Origin of the sequence: Bacillus sp. NMCN1 (genome assembly GCF_002998085.1) — a bacterium.
In the GTDB taxonomy this organism is placed as follows: Bacteria; Bacillota; Bacilli; order Bacillales; family Bacillaceae; genus Bacillus.
On sequence record NZ_PVQL01000001.1, the window covers coordinates 94,249 to 109,288 of the forward strand.

Sequence of the window (15,040 nt, forward strand, 5' to 3'; positions counted from 1 at the left end):
AAAGCAGGTGTACATATGATTGATGTGATCGGAATTGGAATTGGGCCTGCCAATTTAGGTTTGGCGGCTTTATTAGAGGAGTATGAAGAGGTTTCATGCTGTTTTTTTGAACAGGAGACCGAGTTTGCCTGGCATCCTGGTATGCTGATCAAAGGAACGGATTTACAAGTCTCCTTTTTAGCTGATCTTGTGACGATGGCGGATCCAAGGAGCAGATATACATTTTTAAATTATTTACATGAATCAAATAGACTTCACCGGTTCTATACATTTGAACAGTTTGACATTCCGCGAAGAGAATTCAATGAGTATTTATCATGGGTCGCAGGTGAATTAGATAGCTGTCAATTTGGTATGAAGGTAGAGGAAGTGACGGACTGCCAAGGTGGTTATCTTGTGAAAGTCCGGCGATTGAAGGATGGATCGCTTTCTGAGTATCGGGCAAAGCATGTCGTGCTTGGAACAGGGAGCAAACCGATGATTCCTGTCGATGTGCCTGATGCTGCACTGCCATATGTGACCCATAGCAGCCGTTATTTAGACCAGCAGAAAGAACTTCATGAAGCTGAGTCGGTGACGGTGATTGGCTCTGGGCAGAGTGCAGCCGAAATCTTCTTAGACCTGCTTCAGCATCAAAAGAAAGGACAGCGGCTTTCGTGGATTACCCGGTCTAGTGAATTTAGAGAGCTGGAGACGGCAGAGCTTGGACAGGAGCTATTTACACCAAAGTACGTCGAATATTTCCATTCGCTTCCTTATGAAGAACGAATGAACACATTGCCTAGGCTGACTGGATTAAGAAATGGTATAGATGCATCAACGCTTTCACGTATTTATCAGGAATTGTATCATCGGTCTGTTTCAGGTGAAGAGCCATCTGTGATCATTCAGCCAATGACCGAGCTTGAAGCGATTCAGGTGGAGGAGAATCAGTCCTTGAAGCTGCACCTAAAGCAGTGGCAGCTAAAGAAAGAAAAGAGCATAACAGCAGATCGTGCCGTATTGGCTACAGGGTACACACCGAATATCCCAGCTTGGTTTAGTGCGTATGAACCTTTGATCGAATGGGAAAGTGAAGAGCATTTTAAAGTGACAGAAGACTTCAGGCTTGTGTTCAAAGACAAGCGCCCTCATCATTTCTTTACATTCACACATCTTGATCACTCTCATGGAACAGCGGCGACCAATTTAAAACTATCCATCTACCGCAACCAGAAAGTGATTCAAACCATTCGTGGGGTCAAGGAAGCGCCAGTCAAGCAAGAAACAGCCTTTCAGCAATTTGAATAAGATATGAAAAAGGGCCCAAGCATAGGGCCCTTTTTCATTAGATCGTTGTTTCCTTTTTCACTTTTGGTTTTTCTGTTTTCCATTTGAAGATTTTGTTTAGAATTTGATAAATTCGCTTAGATTCCTTCGTCACAAGCGGTCCTAAAATCGCAAGGATTAAGACGTACAATGCAGCAAATGGCTTCAAGGTAGCGGCAAGTCCGCCCGCAATACCGAGCTCGGCTACAATGATTGAAAACTCTCCTCGTGATACGATGGTTAATCCAATATTAGAAGAGGCTTTATGAGAAAATCCAGCTCTTCTTCCAGCGAACATTCCAGCAGTGAAGTTCCCAATGAAGGTGAGAAGCACAGCGCCGATCGTAAGCCAGAAGGCATCACCTAATGTAAATGGATCAATGCTGAGACCGAAGCTGAAGAAGAACATGGCCCCGAAGAAATCTCTAAATGGAACCACAAGATGTTCGATGCGGTCAGAGTGCTCTGTTTCTGAGAAAACAAGACCAAGTAAGAGAGCCCCAATGGCCTCTGCGACATGGATCGTCTCTGAGAAACCAGCGACAAAAAATAAAGCCGCAAAAATCACAATGATGAACACTTCGTTCGAACGGATATCGAACAACTTGTTTAATAGTTTTGGCAGCTTACGTGCGATGATAAAGAAAAGCATCATATAACCAAAAGCAATGAAGATAGATAATAAGGCACCGCTAACAGTTGTGGCATCTCCAAGGACAAGACCAGATACGACGGATAAATAAACAGCGAGGAAAATATCCTCAAACATAATGATCCCAAGAATTAACTCAGTTTCAGGGTTCGCAGTCCGTTTCAAATCAACAAGGACTTTGGCCACAATGGCACTGGATGAAATCGTGATAACCCCTGCCATAATGAGAACCTCAAGGAACCCAAACCCTGTGATCAAACCGTAAAGCAGCCCTAAGCTGAAGTTAATCAAAATATAAATAGATCCGCCGATAGCAATGGATTTGCCCGATTTAATGAGCTTTCCGACAGAGAACTCAAGTCCAAGATAGAAAAGAAGGAACAAGACGCCCATTCTGCCAAAAAACGAAATAATTTCGGTGCTTTCGATAAATTTTAGATCAATGATCCCGATGGTTGGAGCATGCGGCCCAACGATCATACCGAGGACAATGAGAAAAGGAATGATAGAGAATTTCATTTTATTGGCGATTAAGCTGGCGATGGCGATGAGAATCAGCGCCGTCCCAACTTCAAAGACTAAGTGATCCATTCATCACTCTCCCCCTCTAGAAAGAAAATCACGTATCAATCGCTTTAAGTGTTTTCTTTCGCCTGAAATGACCATCGTATCATTTGCTTCAATAATCGAATCGGCACCAGGATTGAGTAATTTTTCATTTGTATGTTTTATGATCGCAATGACGGTGACTTCATAGTTTTGCCGCACATCTAAATCACCGAGTGTATGTCCAACCGCTTTTGCGCCTTTTTCCACCTTAAACCATTCAATCATCAAGTCATTGAAGGCCATTTCAATGGTTTCAAGTGCCTGCGGTTTATACACCATGCCGCCAATTATTGCAGCGATTTGCCGTGATTCAGCATCATCGAGAGAAATGGTGGACAGCACTTCATCTGGATCATCATCGTCAAAACGATAAATCTCCCGTCTGCCATCATCATGAATCACTATCGTCATCTTTTCTCTATTTCTCGTTTCAATTTCAAATTTCTTTCCGATCCCAGGAAGATCATTTTCTTTAATATTCATTTTATCCCTCCGAATATGATAGGTTGTGTTTTTCATATAGTAATACGGATGAAATAAAATGAATCAGTAGAGGTAATTTGATTGACACATGATGGGGATCGCACACTTCATTTCCAAAAAACATAGATCAATCGATAACACAGCTGATGGAGCAGGTTTTAGAAGAAAAACCTTTGAATCAGCCAGTGATAATCTGTCCTTTAACAGAATAGAGGAGGCATGTTTTTTTGAAAATGGAGGTGTCTTCACAGCGTGTATTTCTTCATCGTATATGGATGGAGAAATAAGAGTAGGTGTGCTCGCTTCTGCCTGTGTAGCTAAAACGACATTTGAAAAAGGAGAAAACATGACGATGAAACTAACCAATATCAATATGGAACACCTTATCAACCATCCTCCCCCTTTCAAAATCATTTTCTTTCTTAATTTACTATATAAAAATATATTTTTTGTTTCAATAATTATGCTTATTTTGGTATCAATTGATCTTGAAATTTTCATGCAGAGGAAAAGGGATTATTCGGGTTGAAATGGAAGTAAGTCATGAGTTGAAAAGAAAAGGGGGATGGATGATGACATATATCAATTGTCAGCTAGACAGTGATATTTTTGAAATCGTTTTCAATAGGCCTGAGGCTTATAATTCATTTCATATGGACATGTTTGCTGAATTCAAAGAGGCATGTGATGCGGCGGAGGAAAGCAGTGCAAAAGTTGTTGTGATTAAGGGAGCGGGGAAAGGATTTTCCGCAGGTGGAGATATTGGCATGATGCTTAAGCAGGAAAATGAAGAAGATTTTCATCGTGTGATGGATTTGATCGAGGGAATTACACTTTCTCTAGCCGGTATGAAAAAGGTGACGATTGCCCTTGTCCACGGGTCAGCAGCAGGCCTTGCTTTTAGCTTTGCTTTAAGCTGTGACTATTTGTTTATGCATCACGATGCACAGCTCGCCATGAATTTTAATGGAGTAGGCTTAATTCCAGATGGAGGAGGGCACTTTTTCCTCACAAAAAGAGTCAGTGAACAAGCCGCGAAACAATTGATTTGGAGTGGACAGAAGCTTCCGGCTGAAGAAGCGCTAAAGCTGCGCCTTGCAGACGGGGTGTTTCAGGATGAAGTCGATGCGTATCAAAAGGTATGTGTGAAGCCGTTTATGAATATGCCGCTTCAAGCATTTATCGAAACAAAGCTAATCTATTTTCAGCAGTCAGAACCTGAGCTGCTAGCCGTTCTTCAAAAGGAGAGGGCAGCACAGGCAAGACTCAGGCAAAGCCATGATCATAAGGAAGGCATTCAGGCATTTTTAGAAAAAAGACGACCTGTGTTTCAGGATGTATAAACGAATGTGTGAGGCCGGCGAATGCCGGCTTTTTTAACGTTCAAATAAAAGCAGCTTGCCTGCATCATCAACGAGCCGATGAGAATGCTTCGTGTATTGCTGTTCGATTAAGCGATGGCGACCTAATTCCTTTGCCTTTTCATCACTATCCGTTGTGATTTTTTCATTTAATAAAGTCTCACCCGACCGGTCAAATACAGTTAAAAAGTATGTCTTCTCCATTCCTCATCTTCCTTTCCTCTGCTTTTCTATGTAATTAAACAAGGAATAAGACAAAACCTCTTTTTTAGCCCTTAAAAATGTGTTTTTTAGAATGAGAGCGATAGAACGTGCATTCGCAAAAATGGCATGATAAAATATGGACAATGACAGTATCGGACAAGGAGATAGACGTTTGACTAAGCTCACCTTTATTCATGCCGCAGATTTACATTTAGACAGTCCATTTGCAGGAATGTCGAATATCCCTAGCTTACCATTTAAGCGGCTCAAAGAAAGCACATTTCAAAGTGCGAAGAATATGTTTGATCTCGCCATTGCTCGAGCAGTAGACTTTGTGCTGCTTAGCGGAGATTTATTTGACGAATCCAATCGCAGCCTGAAAGCACAGCTGTTTTTAAGAAATCAGTTTCTAAGACTGCAAGCTCAAGGGATTGAAGTCTTTATTATTTACGGTAATCATGATCATTTAGGCGGTGAATGGACACCGATTGAGTGGCCTGAGAATGTGCGCGTTTTTTCAACCAGTACACCAAGTGAGCATTCCTACTATAGAGGAGATCAGCTTGTCGCAAGTATTTACGGGTTTAGCTACAAAGAGCGGGCTGTCTATGAAAATATGACATCTCATTATGTCAAAACGACAGATGCTGCCTATCACATTGCGATGCTTCACGGTACATTAGCCGGACAAGAAGGGCATGATGCGTATGCACCATTTCAGCTTCAGCAGCTCATTTCACAGGATTTCGATTATTGGGCGCTTGGACATATACATAAGAGAGCCCTTCTGCATGAAGATCCGTTGATTATTTACCCTGGTAACATGCAGGGCAGACATATAAAGGAAACAGGAGAAAAAGGCTGTTACGTTGTTCAACTCTCCGAGGATTCTGAGACAGCGGAATTTATTAGCTGTGCGGATGTGATGTTTGAGACATTTGCAATAGACATCACGGAAACGATTCATATGACGGATCTTGTGACACTAGTGGAAAGCAAAATCAGTGAACTGAAAGAGGAGGGCGTTCCTCATTTTGTGAAAATTGAATTGACAGGTGATGCTCCTTCTTACTTTGAGCGTACACAGCTTGAGGTGCTTGAAGAGCTGATGACCGTTCTTCATGAACAGGAAGAAGACGAAGAGGTGTTCGTTTGGGTGATATCGATTGACTGCCGAACAAACGAGGATGTCGTCTATCCAGAAGATTCTTTTTTGAAGGAACTCACTGCTGAAATTTCGCAATTTGAGGCGTATGAAGAGCTTCTATCACCGATCACGCGTCACCCAACCTATAGAAAGTCAGGAAAAGCTCTCGCAAAAGAGGATGAAGTGGATATAAAAGAAGAAGCACAAAGGCTGCTGACAGAACAGCTAAAGCAATTATGAGAGAAGGAGAGGCACAATGAAAATACGTTCACTCCATATCGCCCATTTTGGGAAATTTTCAAATCGGACCTTTCACTTTTCTGATGACGGTTTTCAGCTAGTTTACGGCCTGAATGAATCGGGGAAAACGACATTGAAAACGTTTATTGAATCGATGTTATTTGGTTTTCCGAAAAACAAGATGTACAAGACGAAACAGGGCTCTTATTATGGCGGTTCTCTTACTTGCCAAGATGACGAGTTAGGCGTTATTCATATTGAGAGAACGTCCGATCGAGGCGGTCAAGCACAGGTGTTTTTACCGAATGGTGAAGTGAAAGACGAAGCTTTTCTACGGACACTTTTAAAGGGAACAGATCGCAGATTATACCAATCAATCTATTCATTTGATGTGTTTGGACTGCAAAATGTCCAAGCCTTAAACCAGGATCAAATAGGCGAATTTCTACTTTTCTCAAGTTTATTTGGCTCAGATGCAGCCACCAAGATGGATAGCAGGCTGCTAAAGCAGCAGGAGCAGCTGTTTAAACCAAATGGACGCAAGCCGGAATTAAATCAGCAGCTTGATCGTTTAAAAGAGCTGACAGGTCAGCTGAAACAAGCCAAATTGGTAGAAGGTCGTTATACTGAAAAGAAACGGGAGCAATCTGAATTAACGGAGACGATCGAAAAGCTTCAAAATGAAATGAAGCAGGCGGAAGAACACATACAGAAACTGACTGAATCCATTCAAGTTTATCCCATGATCGAGAAAAAAGTGGAGTTGAAAAAGGAATTAGCCCGTTATCCAGACCGAGTCAAACGTTTTAGAGCAGAAACAGAGCATGAGCTGGATAAACTAGAATCACACCTTCACCCGAAAAAAGCTCAATTGACTGCACTGAAGCATAAGTTAGATCATTTGCAAACCTCACTCGAACAAGTTCAACCGCTCTATGACAAGGATACCTTAATGGAGATAAAACGAGTCGTAGATGAAGCACCTGATGCTGAGCTTGTGAAAAAGCGCATAGCAGAGTGTCGAGCAAACCGTGATTCATTGAAACAAAAAATAGACGAAGCGGTAGCAAAGCTAAAATGGGAGCGCTCGATAAAGCTCGAACAAATCGACGATTCGCTTGAATTTGAGTGGGAATTAAAGGAGACTGTCACTCAATACGTCCGTCTCATGGACAGAAAGGCGCAGTTAGATGAACGATTTGATCATGCAAGACATGAGCTTGACGAAGCAGAAGCCGCTTTAAAAGGATTAAAGGAACAGCAAGTCAGACAGCATGGAGCAGAAGATGATGCGAAGGGGACAAGAACGAAAAAGAAACCGATTCATTCCCGGTCGTGGTTATTCCGAGGCTTGATCGCATTTGATGCTGTGCTTCTGTTTGTTCTATTCTTTTTAACAGAGTGGTGGATCACGTTTTTGTTTGCGGGATTTTCTGTTTTTCTCTTCTTTGTCATTTACCCATTAAGTCAAACGAGCCCTATGAAACAAAGAAACGGCGAAGGGGATTTTGATTCCTTTCAAGTGCAGGCTGCTTCAGCTGAAACACTTATGAGGCAGAAGGAGCTTCTGTATGAAAGAATCATCCGGCAATATGAAGACTGGGAGCGAGAGCTGGAACCTGTCCAGCAGCAAGTAGAGGAAAAGAAGAGGCAGCTTGGCTTGTCGTCTGAGCTTTCTTTCCTAGTAGAGGCATTCGATATCCTAAAACAATTAAAAATGAATACAGCGGCATATGAGGAGCTTCATCGAGAAATAAACGTGCTTTCCGATCAGCAATCGATTTATGAGCGCAGGGTTTCAGCGTTAAGCAGTATCCTTCAAAAAAAGGAAGGAACCATGCAGGAGAATATTTCAGCCTTACAAGAGATATTGAAAGATGAGGCGAAAAGAGAAAAAGAACGCCAGACATTGCACGTATCCATTCAACATGCGATGCAGCAGCTCACGACACTAGAAGGGGAAATTCAATACTACGAAAAACAAACTGACGAGCTTTTTCGTCAAGTAGAAGCAAAGTCCAAAGAAGATTACCAAGTGCTTTCTCATCTATCGAAAGAATACCGGGCACGGCTTTCTGAGTTGCAGCAGCTGAATCAAGAGCTTCATAGAAGCGGTTGTTTTGATGAGGAGGAATGGATTGTTCGCAAAGGATTACCTCTCCTTGAGGAGGAGTGTGCAGAAGCAAAGCATCACCTGAATGGCGTTCAATTGAATGCGGAGAATAAGGAAAAGCGTTTAGCAGAACTAGCAGTGGAAATCCGGCACATAGAAGCTTCTGGAACGGTATCTGATTTGACTCATCAGCTTGCAGCAGAGCAGGAGCATGCGAAGTACCTTGCGAAAAAATGGGCGGCAATTCAGCTTGTTCGTTCCGTCATACGAGAAAAATTGAATGAGCATAAAGAAACAAGGCTGCCTGCATTGCTTCAAACAGCCTCTAGTTTTGTTCAACCGTTAACAAATGATCGTTATGAAGCGATTTTATTTTCACCTGAAGATGACTTGCTGATGGTGAAAAGAATGGATGGACGAATATTCCGACCAGAGGAGCTTTCACAGGCAACGTGTGAACAGATCTATCTGGCGATTCGTTTTGCGCTCGCTTTGTCTCATCAGCAAAATTATCAGCTTCCGTTTATGATGGATGACAGCTTCGTTCATTTCGATCATGTTCGTCTAGGCAGAGTGCTGGAGATGATGAATGAGCTCACACGTTTTGAAACACAGCTGTTTTATTTCACTTGTCATGAGCATATGAAGCAAGCAGCAGAAGATGAACAGATTACGAGTTTAGCAGTTGAATGATTGACAAATAATGACTTATGTTATACTTATATGAGCAGAAACATGGAAGGAGCTTTTATTGAATGGCTAAAGGGATCATGACCTATGATGTCGGCGAACAAGTTGACCTGCATTTATTAATTAAATCATCTACTAAAGGGATTGCAAGTAATGGCAAACCATTTTTAACGTTAATTCTTCAAGATCAAAGTGGAGATATTGAGGCGAAATTATGGGATGCAAAGCAGAATGATGAACAAACCTATGCCGCGCAAACTATTGTGAAGGTAGTAGGCGATATTCATCATTATCGCGGGAGGAATCAGCTGAAGCTTAGGAATATACGCCCTGTTGCTGAAAATGAGCAAATTCGAATTGATGATTTTCTCGAAACAGCTCCTATTCCAAAACATGATATGATGGATACGATTATGCAATATATCTTTGATATGAAAAACCCTAATTTACAGCGTGTTACAAGACATTTGCTGAAAAAATATGGACAGGAATTCGCTGACTATCCAGCAGCGACAAAAAACCATCATGAATTTGTCTCTGGTCTTGCTTATCACGTGGTGTCCATGCTGCATTTGGCTAAATCAATTGTTGACCTATATCCATCATTAGATCGAGATCTTTTATATTCAGGCATCATTCTTCATGATTTAGGAAAAGTCAAAGAGCTTTCGGGCCCAGTCTCAACCACCTATACGGTGGAAGGGAATTTAATTGGCCATATTTCGATTATGGTGACAGAAATTGCGAAAGCTGCAGAAGAGCTTGGTATTGATTCAGAAGAAATTCTGATTTTACAGCACTTAGTACTGAGTCATCACGGAAAAGGAGAGTGGGGCAGCCCGAAACCACCAATGGTGAAGGAAGCCGAAATTCTCCACTATATTGATAATTTAGATGCGAAGATGAATATGATGGATCGTGCGCTTGAGCATGTGAAGCCAGGAGAATATACAGAACGTATTTTTGCTCTAGAGAATCGTTCATTTTATAAACCAACCTTTCATCACGAATAACCATGTCAAAACGTCCGTTTATGCGGGCGTTTTTTTCATAACTTGTCTTCTTCTCGCATAAGCATGTAACACAAAGGAAGAGAGAGCTGTTCTGAAAAAAGGAGGCGATGAAAAAATGTTGTTTTTTCCATGGTGGGTGTATGCATGTATCATTGGCATTATTTTCTGTGCGTATAAATTAATGACAACGGCCAAAGAGGAGCAAGAAATTGATCAATCCTTTATTGAAAAAGAAGGAGAAATTTTTATCGAGCGAATGGAACAAGAAAGAGAGCGCAGACGTCAGGATCAGCAAGTGAAAAGATCACAGGATACGGCGGCACATGAAGATCACTCGATTGCTTAATCAGGTCATATAAAAACCCTCTGCACGATCACGGCAGAGGGGTTTTTGTGATTACTGGTTTTGTTGAGGTTGTTGATTTTGTGCGGGTTGTTGAGACTTTTCTTTGAATGTGTTTTCAAGTTCTTTATCTTTTACTTTCACATCGGCATCTTTCACCAATTTGTTTAAGATCGTTTGGATTTCATTTGTGTCTGCTTGTTTTTGATTAAGCAGTTCTTTTTTCAGGTCTGCTTTCATGTCATCGTATTTACCGCGTTCTTCGGTCTTTTTAATGATATGGTAGCCGAATTGTGATTTCACTGGTTTGCTGATTTCATTTACCTTTAGTTTGAAAGCAGCTTTACTGAAGTTTTCGTCCATTTGTCCTTCTTTTGCAAACCAGCCTACATCGCCGCCTTGTGCTGCTGAAGCGGTATCAGTTGAATATTCAGACACAAGGGCATCCCATTTTTCACCTTTATCTAATTTCTTTTCCACTTCGTCAGCTGTTTTCTTATCAGCTACTAAAATGTGGCTTGCGCGGATTTTCCCTTTTAGGTCATCGTAATACGCTTTTACTTCTTTATCAGTGATTTTGATGTTAGCTTTGGCAGCCTTTTGAGTCAGCAGCTCATATTTCACTTGATCTTTGATGTAATCTTTTCCGAATTCATCTTGAAGTTGTTTTAAACGATCTTCACCAAGTGTCTTTTTATATTCTTCCATTTTCTTATCAATTTCTTTATCTGATACTTTGTATTTGTCAGCAAGAACCTTTTGTTGAACAAGTAGATTTAAAGCATCTCCACCTGCTTGTTTCTTAAGAGTTGTATAAAGCTCTTCTTTTGTGACATCTCCTGATTTTGTTGTTGCGATGACATCTTTATCACCGCTACTGCATGCGCCAAGAGTTAAAACACTAACTGCTGTTACAGCTGCTAAAGCCATTTTTTTCATTCAAAAAACACTCCTAATCTTTCCAATTTATTTATCATTGCTTGTATCATAACATATTGTGACACGCTGTAAAAAGAAATGCAAATGGGAGGGCATTCGTCTAGTCAAAAATTTGCGCGCGACATACACATATAGTGATCACAAAAAGGAGGCTGAATTATATGGGAGCAGGATATTCTAATGGGTTTGCTTTATTGGTCGTGCTATTCATTTTGCTGATCATCGTTGGTGCAGCATATCTTTACTAATTAAATCGCTGTGACAGAAAGGAGCCGTCCTGCCATGCGTGCGGGCGGTTCTTTTTTCAAACGATGACAGGTGCCTAAACGTTTTCAATTTTTTTGCATACACTGAGCTTAGAACAGAGCAAGAACTGGCAGGAGGTGTTTTTACATGGGAGGAGAAGTCTTTGCTGGCGGTTTTGCACTAGTCGTCGTGTTATTCATCTTATTGATCATTATCGGTGCATCTTGGATTTGCTAATCAATCAATATACACAAAAAGCTGCCCTCAAACTGGCAGCTTTTGCTTTGATCTTAAATAGAAATGGTAATTTCAACAAATGATGAGATCAGTAAGATCAGTATCGATACATTGATAAAGCGAAACACCTTATCTTGCCGTTCTTCAGGAATCTCTCTGACAAGGCATAATGTATTAGTAAGCCTGTTTATTGAATACACAATAAACGCGGCAAAGACGATGAAGTAAAATAAAACTATCGGAGATCCCCCCTCTCTATGCTATTCCCATACTACATTACCAAATTTTTTATGAAAAAGATAGAAGTTGGCTTTAAAAACCTCATGATGAGGAAGTTTGGTCAACTAAAATATCAAACTCGTCTTGGGCTTGATCGATGATGCAGGATTTAGGTGCTTTGAGCAGTTTCCGTGCAAATAAAAAGTCAGGCAAACAATAGCCTGCATGAATACTTGCGATGATGATAAAATAGTGTGCATACATTGGAAACGCCACGCCTAACACAAAGTAAACTAGCGAAATCACACAAAATGGACTGAGAAGTGAATAAATCATCACTTTCTTTGGCACACGCTTCCAGCAATTTCGTTTAAATAGCGTCATTTTTTTCTTGTTTTTCATCACTGGGATCAAGTGAACCACACGGTGGACAAGCAATGTCACAAGTAAAAGCATAGCAAAAAGCGGTGCGTTGTGGCTGCTTAGTCTCGTTTCAGGATGAGTCAGTTGAAAACATAAAAAAGCCATAATGAAAAAAAGTATAGCAAGGCTGATGGCTGAAATCAGCAGTCTCGTATAACCATAATCCTTTTCAAGATTAATGGTTTTCCAACAATTCATTTTTCATCCTTCCAATCTCAAAAGACTAATTGAATATCTCAAGATAATTTACTCTTCCTGAGGATAAAAATCAATGGTTTTGTTGAAAAAAAATAAAATGTTGCCTTCATATGGAATAAAGAGAGGAAACTTTGGGGTTTTTCAAGAAAAAAAGACAGAAGAGGGAGGTTCGTCTCTTTCGTCAATGAGTAATTTCGGCTAAAATAGAAAGACTAAGAGAAAGAGGGAACGTACATGAGTATTGAGGAACGAATGAGCCAGCTCGAATATTATATGGAACTTTTGCTGACGGCGACCGATATGAGCCGTTTTCCATATTATGCATTATTGATCAGGCAGCGGGTATCGAAAGAAGAGGCGCAGGAAATTGAGCGTATTTGTGCTGAGCTTTCAGAGGAAATGGACAAGCAAAAAGCACAAGGCTACGTCATGTTTGACGATATGCTTGCGCTTTTTGCGGGACAGTTAATTGAAAAGCTGGATGTACATGAGACGATATTTGCTTTGCATGATCAAGGGCTGTTTCAGCCGTTAATGAATGAATTTATAAAGATCATTAAACAATTTGATTTGCTTTAGCCGATTTTTCTGCTGCATCAGCTGAGTCTTCAAGTTCCTCAGGCTTTTTCGTGACTTTTCCTCGCTCATTCAAAAAGCCCTTCTCAATGTTTGAAAACGATTTCTCAAAAATCTCCATGAAATCCTCACCATAAACGTTTCGGATAATACACATCATTTCTAAAATCTCAGGGAACTTTCCGTAAATGTCATGGAGCGGCTGAGCGCCTTTGACAATACCAGTTCGTGCCGGGTCGAAATCTTCGAGTAGTTTATGGAATGTCTCTTCGCCTTTTGGCGTTAGCTCAATATACGTATTGCGTTTATCGTTTAACTTTTTAGAAAATTTTAAAAATCCTCGTTCCTCCAGTTTTTTGGAGAAGTTAAACGCCGTTGATACATGCATGACGCCAAACTTTGCAATTTCTGATATTGAAGCTCCTTTTAATTGATACGCAATCCACAAAATATGATGTTCATTGATATTTAGGTTATACGGTTTGATCCACTGCTGCCAGTCCTTTTCAATGGATTTCCAAAGAGCTTTGCTCAATTGGGCCATTCTTTGACTGAATAAAAGTGCTTCTTTTACATCGAAAGGCTGTTCCGAATGATTCATCCATTTCACCTACTTCTCTTTTTCTTGTAATTCTATTATGCCAATAAAATAAAGATTAATAAAGCTGAAAATTCAAGAATTTTTAAAACTCATGAAAAACATTGACAAAACAACCTTTTTTCAACAAAAAAAGTGCGGGATACGCACCCCGCACACTTTTGTAAACGAATATTTTTTTGGAAGTATATTAGTTTTGTAAGGTTTTCTCCAGTTGTTTGAGCTTTTCTTCAATTTCCTGAATTTCCTTTTGCAAGTCCTGCTGATGAGGTTTGATTTCTTCGCGCCATTGCTGAATCGATGCTTGCAATTCAGTTCCGACTTCTTTAATGACCTCTGCGCTTTCTTTTGCTGTTTCAACAATTTGCTCTTTTAAAGCTTGTCCATCTCTTTTTAATCTTGTCAGCGTATCTTCGAATTTGTCATAGCCGTCTTTCATCTTTCCGCGCACATCTCTGCCAGAAGAGGGAGTCGTCAGGAGCACTGCCGCACCTCCGAGGAGACCGCCTACAAATAATCCTGTTAATAAAGAACGTCCACTAGCCATTCAAATCACCTCTAGTCAAATTTTACACATTCGCATGTTCTCTCTGAGCTGACGATCAGCTTCATTGAACTTCCATACATAGCTTGCTTTATTTTAGCATACTTTTGAAGAAAAGGGAGGGGAGAAGGTTGTCTGTCTTTCTGTTCGTTTTTACGTGTATCGGTGTCGTTTTTACAGTTGGTTCTATTCATTATGCAAGACAGCTGGGGTATGCAGGGTCTTATCCACCAAAACATGTATTAAAGCAAAAAGCACTTGTGTGTGCGGCAGGTGCAGGGATTTCGCTCCTCATTTTGCTGCTGACCCTTTTTCTTTTATAAAAGCATGAAAAAAACCTCTTCATCTATTATGAAGAGGTTCGATTATTCGTTATGCAACTTCTATCATTCTTGCACGCCTTAGAATGGACTGAGCAATTGGGAAGACAAATACCATGGCAATGGTATTAATCACGACTGCTGGCAGGACGACGCCCATAAGAAGTGCCGGTAATGCAGCTGGCAGTCCAGTGATCAGTAATGCGGCAGATAGGAAAATCACGCCGGATACGATGGTTCCAATCGCAGTTAACACAGCGGTCAGCACCACTTTGTTCTTTATCTTCAAGCAAGATAAGAAAAGGGCTAGGAAGATAAAGGCAGTCACTGGTTTATCAATCATATTTGGAATTTGTCCGCCTGGGAAACCCGTTGTTAATGCAGAAATGACGCCAGTCACTAGGGCAATAACCACTACATGCTGTACCTTTGGGAAAAGGATGATGCTTAAAAACATCATGACCAGCAACATATCAGGTTTCATTCCGAAAAAGATGGGCGGGAAAATCGTATGCAAAACAGCTCCCATTGCTGCAAGCAATGACATAATCACTAATTCTTTTGTTTTCATTTCTAT

General features: G+C 40.7%; 20 protein-coding genes. 11 read left to right on the forward strand and 9 right to left on the reverse strand.

All coding sequences use genetic code 11. From position 1 onward, the window contains the following. Window positions 1–15 precede the first annotated feature (15 nt). The gene (locus tag C6W21_RS00555; RefSeq protein ID WP_106048902.1) at window positions 16–1,290 is read left to right on the forward strand and encodes a lysine N(6)-hydroxylase/L-ornithine N(5)-oxygenase family protein; all 1,275 of its coding nucleotides are present in this window, start codon (window positions 16–18) and stop codon (window positions 1,288–1,290) included. A gap of 37 nt (window positions 1,291–1,327) precedes the next feature. Here C6W21_RS00555 and C6W21_RS00560 read toward each other — a convergent pair whose 3' ends face one another. After that, window positions 1,328–2,551: a cation:proton antiporter gene (locus C6W21_RS00560; RefSeq protein WP_106055868.1), complete on the reverse strand. Its 1,224-nt coding sequence runs from the start codon at window positions 2,549–2,551 to the stop codon at window positions 1,328–1,330. 3 nt (window positions 2,552–2,554) lie between these two features. Beyond that, a complete protein-coding gene (locus tag C6W21_RS00565; protein ID WP_034663613.1) occupies window positions 2,555–3,052 on the reverse strand; it encodes a cation:proton antiporter regulatory subunit in 498 nt (165 codons plus the stop codon). An 88-nt stretch (window positions 3,053–3,140) separates the two neighbouring features. Here C6W21_RS00565 and C6W21_RS18925 point away from each other — a divergent pair, with 88 nt between their 5' ends. Continuing rightward, the gene (locus C6W21_RS18925; RefSeq protein WP_189318127.1) at window positions 3,141–3,581 is read left to right on the forward strand and encodes a hypothetical protein; all 441 of its coding nucleotides are present in this window, start codon (window positions 3,141–3,143) and stop codon (window positions 3,579–3,581) included. A 40-nt stretch (window positions 3,582–3,621) separates the two neighbouring features. Continuing rightward, window positions 3,622–4,395: an enoyl-CoA hydratase gene (locus C6W21_RS00575; protein ID WP_106056204.1), complete on the forward strand. Its 774-nt coding sequence runs from the start codon at window positions 3,622–3,624 to the stop codon at window positions 4,393–4,395. Window positions 4,396–4,428: 33 nt separating this feature from the next. On the opposite strand, the gene C6W21_RS00580 is transcribed toward C6W21_RS00575, so the two are convergent. Further along, window positions 4,429–4,617 carry a YhzD family protein gene (locus tag C6W21_RS00580; protein WP_034663606.1) on the reverse strand — a complete coding sequence of 63 codons (189 nt, stop codon included), beginning with the start codon at window positions 4,615–4,617 and terminating at the stop codon, window positions 4,429–4,431. Window positions 4,618–4,789: 172 nt separating this feature from the next. Here C6W21_RS00580 and C6W21_RS00585 point away from each other — a divergent pair, with 172 nt between their 5' ends. From C6W21_RS00585 to C6W21_RS00600, 4 genes are all read left to right on the forward strand, one after another. Continuing rightward, window positions 4,790–6,004, forward strand: coding sequence for a metallophosphoesterase family protein (locus tag C6W21_RS00585; RefSeq protein WP_106055870.1), 1,215 nt, complete (start codon window positions 4,790–4,792; stop codon window positions 6,002–6,004). A gap of 16 nt (window positions 6,005–6,020) precedes the next feature. Further along, the gene (locus C6W21_RS00590; protein WP_106055871.1) at window positions 6,021–8,810 is read left to right on the forward strand and encodes an ATP-binding protein; all 2,790 of its coding nucleotides are present in this window, start codon (window positions 6,021–6,023) and stop codon (window positions 8,808–8,810) included. 62 nt (window positions 8,811–8,872) lie between these two features. Continuing rightward, on the forward strand, window positions 8,873–9,820 hold the full coding sequence (gene yhaM / locus C6W21_RS00595) for a 3'-5' exoribonuclease YhaM (RefSeq protein ID WP_106048906.1): 948 nt from the start codon (window positions 8,873–8,875) through the stop codon (window positions 9,818–9,820). Between the two features lie 115 nt (window positions 9,821–9,935). Then, a complete protein-coding gene (locus C6W21_RS00600; RefSeq protein WP_041089925.1) occupies window positions 9,936–10,166 on the forward strand; it encodes a sporulation YhaL family protein in 231 nt (76 codons plus the stop codon). A 51-nt stretch (window positions 10,167–10,217) separates the two neighbouring features. Here C6W21_RS00600 and C6W21_RS00605 read toward each other — a convergent pair whose 3' ends face one another. After that, window positions 10,218–11,102: a peptidylprolyl isomerase gene (locus tag C6W21_RS00605; protein WP_099728544.1), complete on the reverse strand. Its 885-nt coding sequence runs from the start codon at window positions 11,100–11,102 to the stop codon at window positions 10,218–10,220. A gap of 161 nt (window positions 11,103–11,263) precedes the next feature. On the opposite strand from C6W21_RS00605, the gene C6W21_RS00610 reads away from it, so the two are divergent. Next, the gene (locus tag C6W21_RS00610; RefSeq protein ID WP_008361129.1) at window positions 11,264–11,350 is read left to right on the forward strand and encodes a YjcZ family sporulation protein; all 87 of its coding nucleotides are present in this window, start codon (window positions 11,264–11,266) and stop codon (window positions 11,348–11,350) included. 145 nt (window positions 11,351–11,495) lie between these two features. Next, window positions 11,496–11,585, forward strand: a complete 90-nt coding sequence (locus C6W21_RS00615; RefSeq protein WP_017360317.1) for a YjcZ family sporulation protein — start codon at window positions 11,496–11,498, stop codon at window positions 11,583–11,585. Window positions 11,586–11,638: 53 nt separating this feature from the next. Here C6W21_RS00615 and C6W21_RS19135 read toward each other — a convergent pair whose 3' ends face one another. Then, window positions 11,639–11,824: a hypothetical protein gene (locus tag C6W21_RS19135; RefSeq protein ID WP_072368131.1), complete on the reverse strand. Its 186-nt coding sequence runs from the start codon at window positions 11,822–11,824 to the stop codon at window positions 11,639–11,641. Between the two features lie 82 nt (window positions 11,825–11,906). Further along, window positions 11,907–12,425 carry a DUF3267 domain-containing protein gene (locus tag C6W21_RS00625; protein WP_106048907.1) on the reverse strand — a complete coding sequence of 173 codons (519 nt, stop codon included), beginning with the start codon at window positions 12,423–12,425 and terminating at the stop codon, window positions 11,907–11,909. Window positions 12,426–12,659: 234 nt separating this feature from the next. On the opposite strand from C6W21_RS00625, the gene C6W21_RS00630 reads away from it, so the two are divergent. After that, entirely contained in the window at window positions 12,660–13,004 is a 345-nt protein-coding gene (locus C6W21_RS00630; RefSeq protein ID WP_106055872.1) for a YhaI family protein, read from the forward strand. Here C6W21_RS00630 and C6W21_RS00635 read toward each other — a convergent pair. Both C6W21_RS00635 and C6W21_RS00640 read right to left on the reverse strand, forming a co-directional pair. Then, window positions 12,982–13,602, reverse strand: coding sequence for an HTH-type transcriptional regulator Hpr (locus C6W21_RS00635; protein WP_106048909.1), 621 nt, complete (start codon window positions 13,600–13,602; stop codon window positions 12,982–12,984). The two genes, C6W21_RS00630 and C6W21_RS00635, sit on opposite strands and share 23 nt — an antisense overlap. A gap of 187 nt (window positions 13,603–13,789) precedes the next feature. Continuing rightward, window positions 13,790–14,146 carry a YtxH domain-containing protein gene (locus C6W21_RS00640; protein WP_034663584.1) on the reverse strand — a complete coding sequence of 119 codons (357 nt, stop codon included), beginning with the start codon at window positions 14,144–14,146 and terminating at the stop codon, window positions 13,790–13,792. Between the two features lie 128 nt (window positions 14,147–14,274). Between C6W21_RS00640 and yhzF the strand changes: the two genes are divergently transcribed. Then, window positions 14,275–14,466 (forward strand): membrane protein YhzF, encoded by a 192-nt coding sequence (gene yhzF, locus C6W21_RS00645; protein WP_106048910.1) that lies wholly within the window; start codon window positions 14,275–14,277, stop codon window positions 14,464–14,466. A 49-nt stretch (window positions 14,467–14,515) separates the two neighbouring features. On the opposite strand, the gene C6W21_RS00650 is transcribed toward yhzF, so the two are convergent. Continuing rightward, window positions 14,516–15,034, reverse strand: a complete 519-nt coding sequence (locus tag C6W21_RS00650; RefSeq protein WP_106055873.1) for a tryptophan transporter — start codon at window positions 15,032–15,034, stop codon at window positions 14,516–14,518. Between the last annotated feature and the right edge of the window lie 6 nt (window positions 15,035–15,040).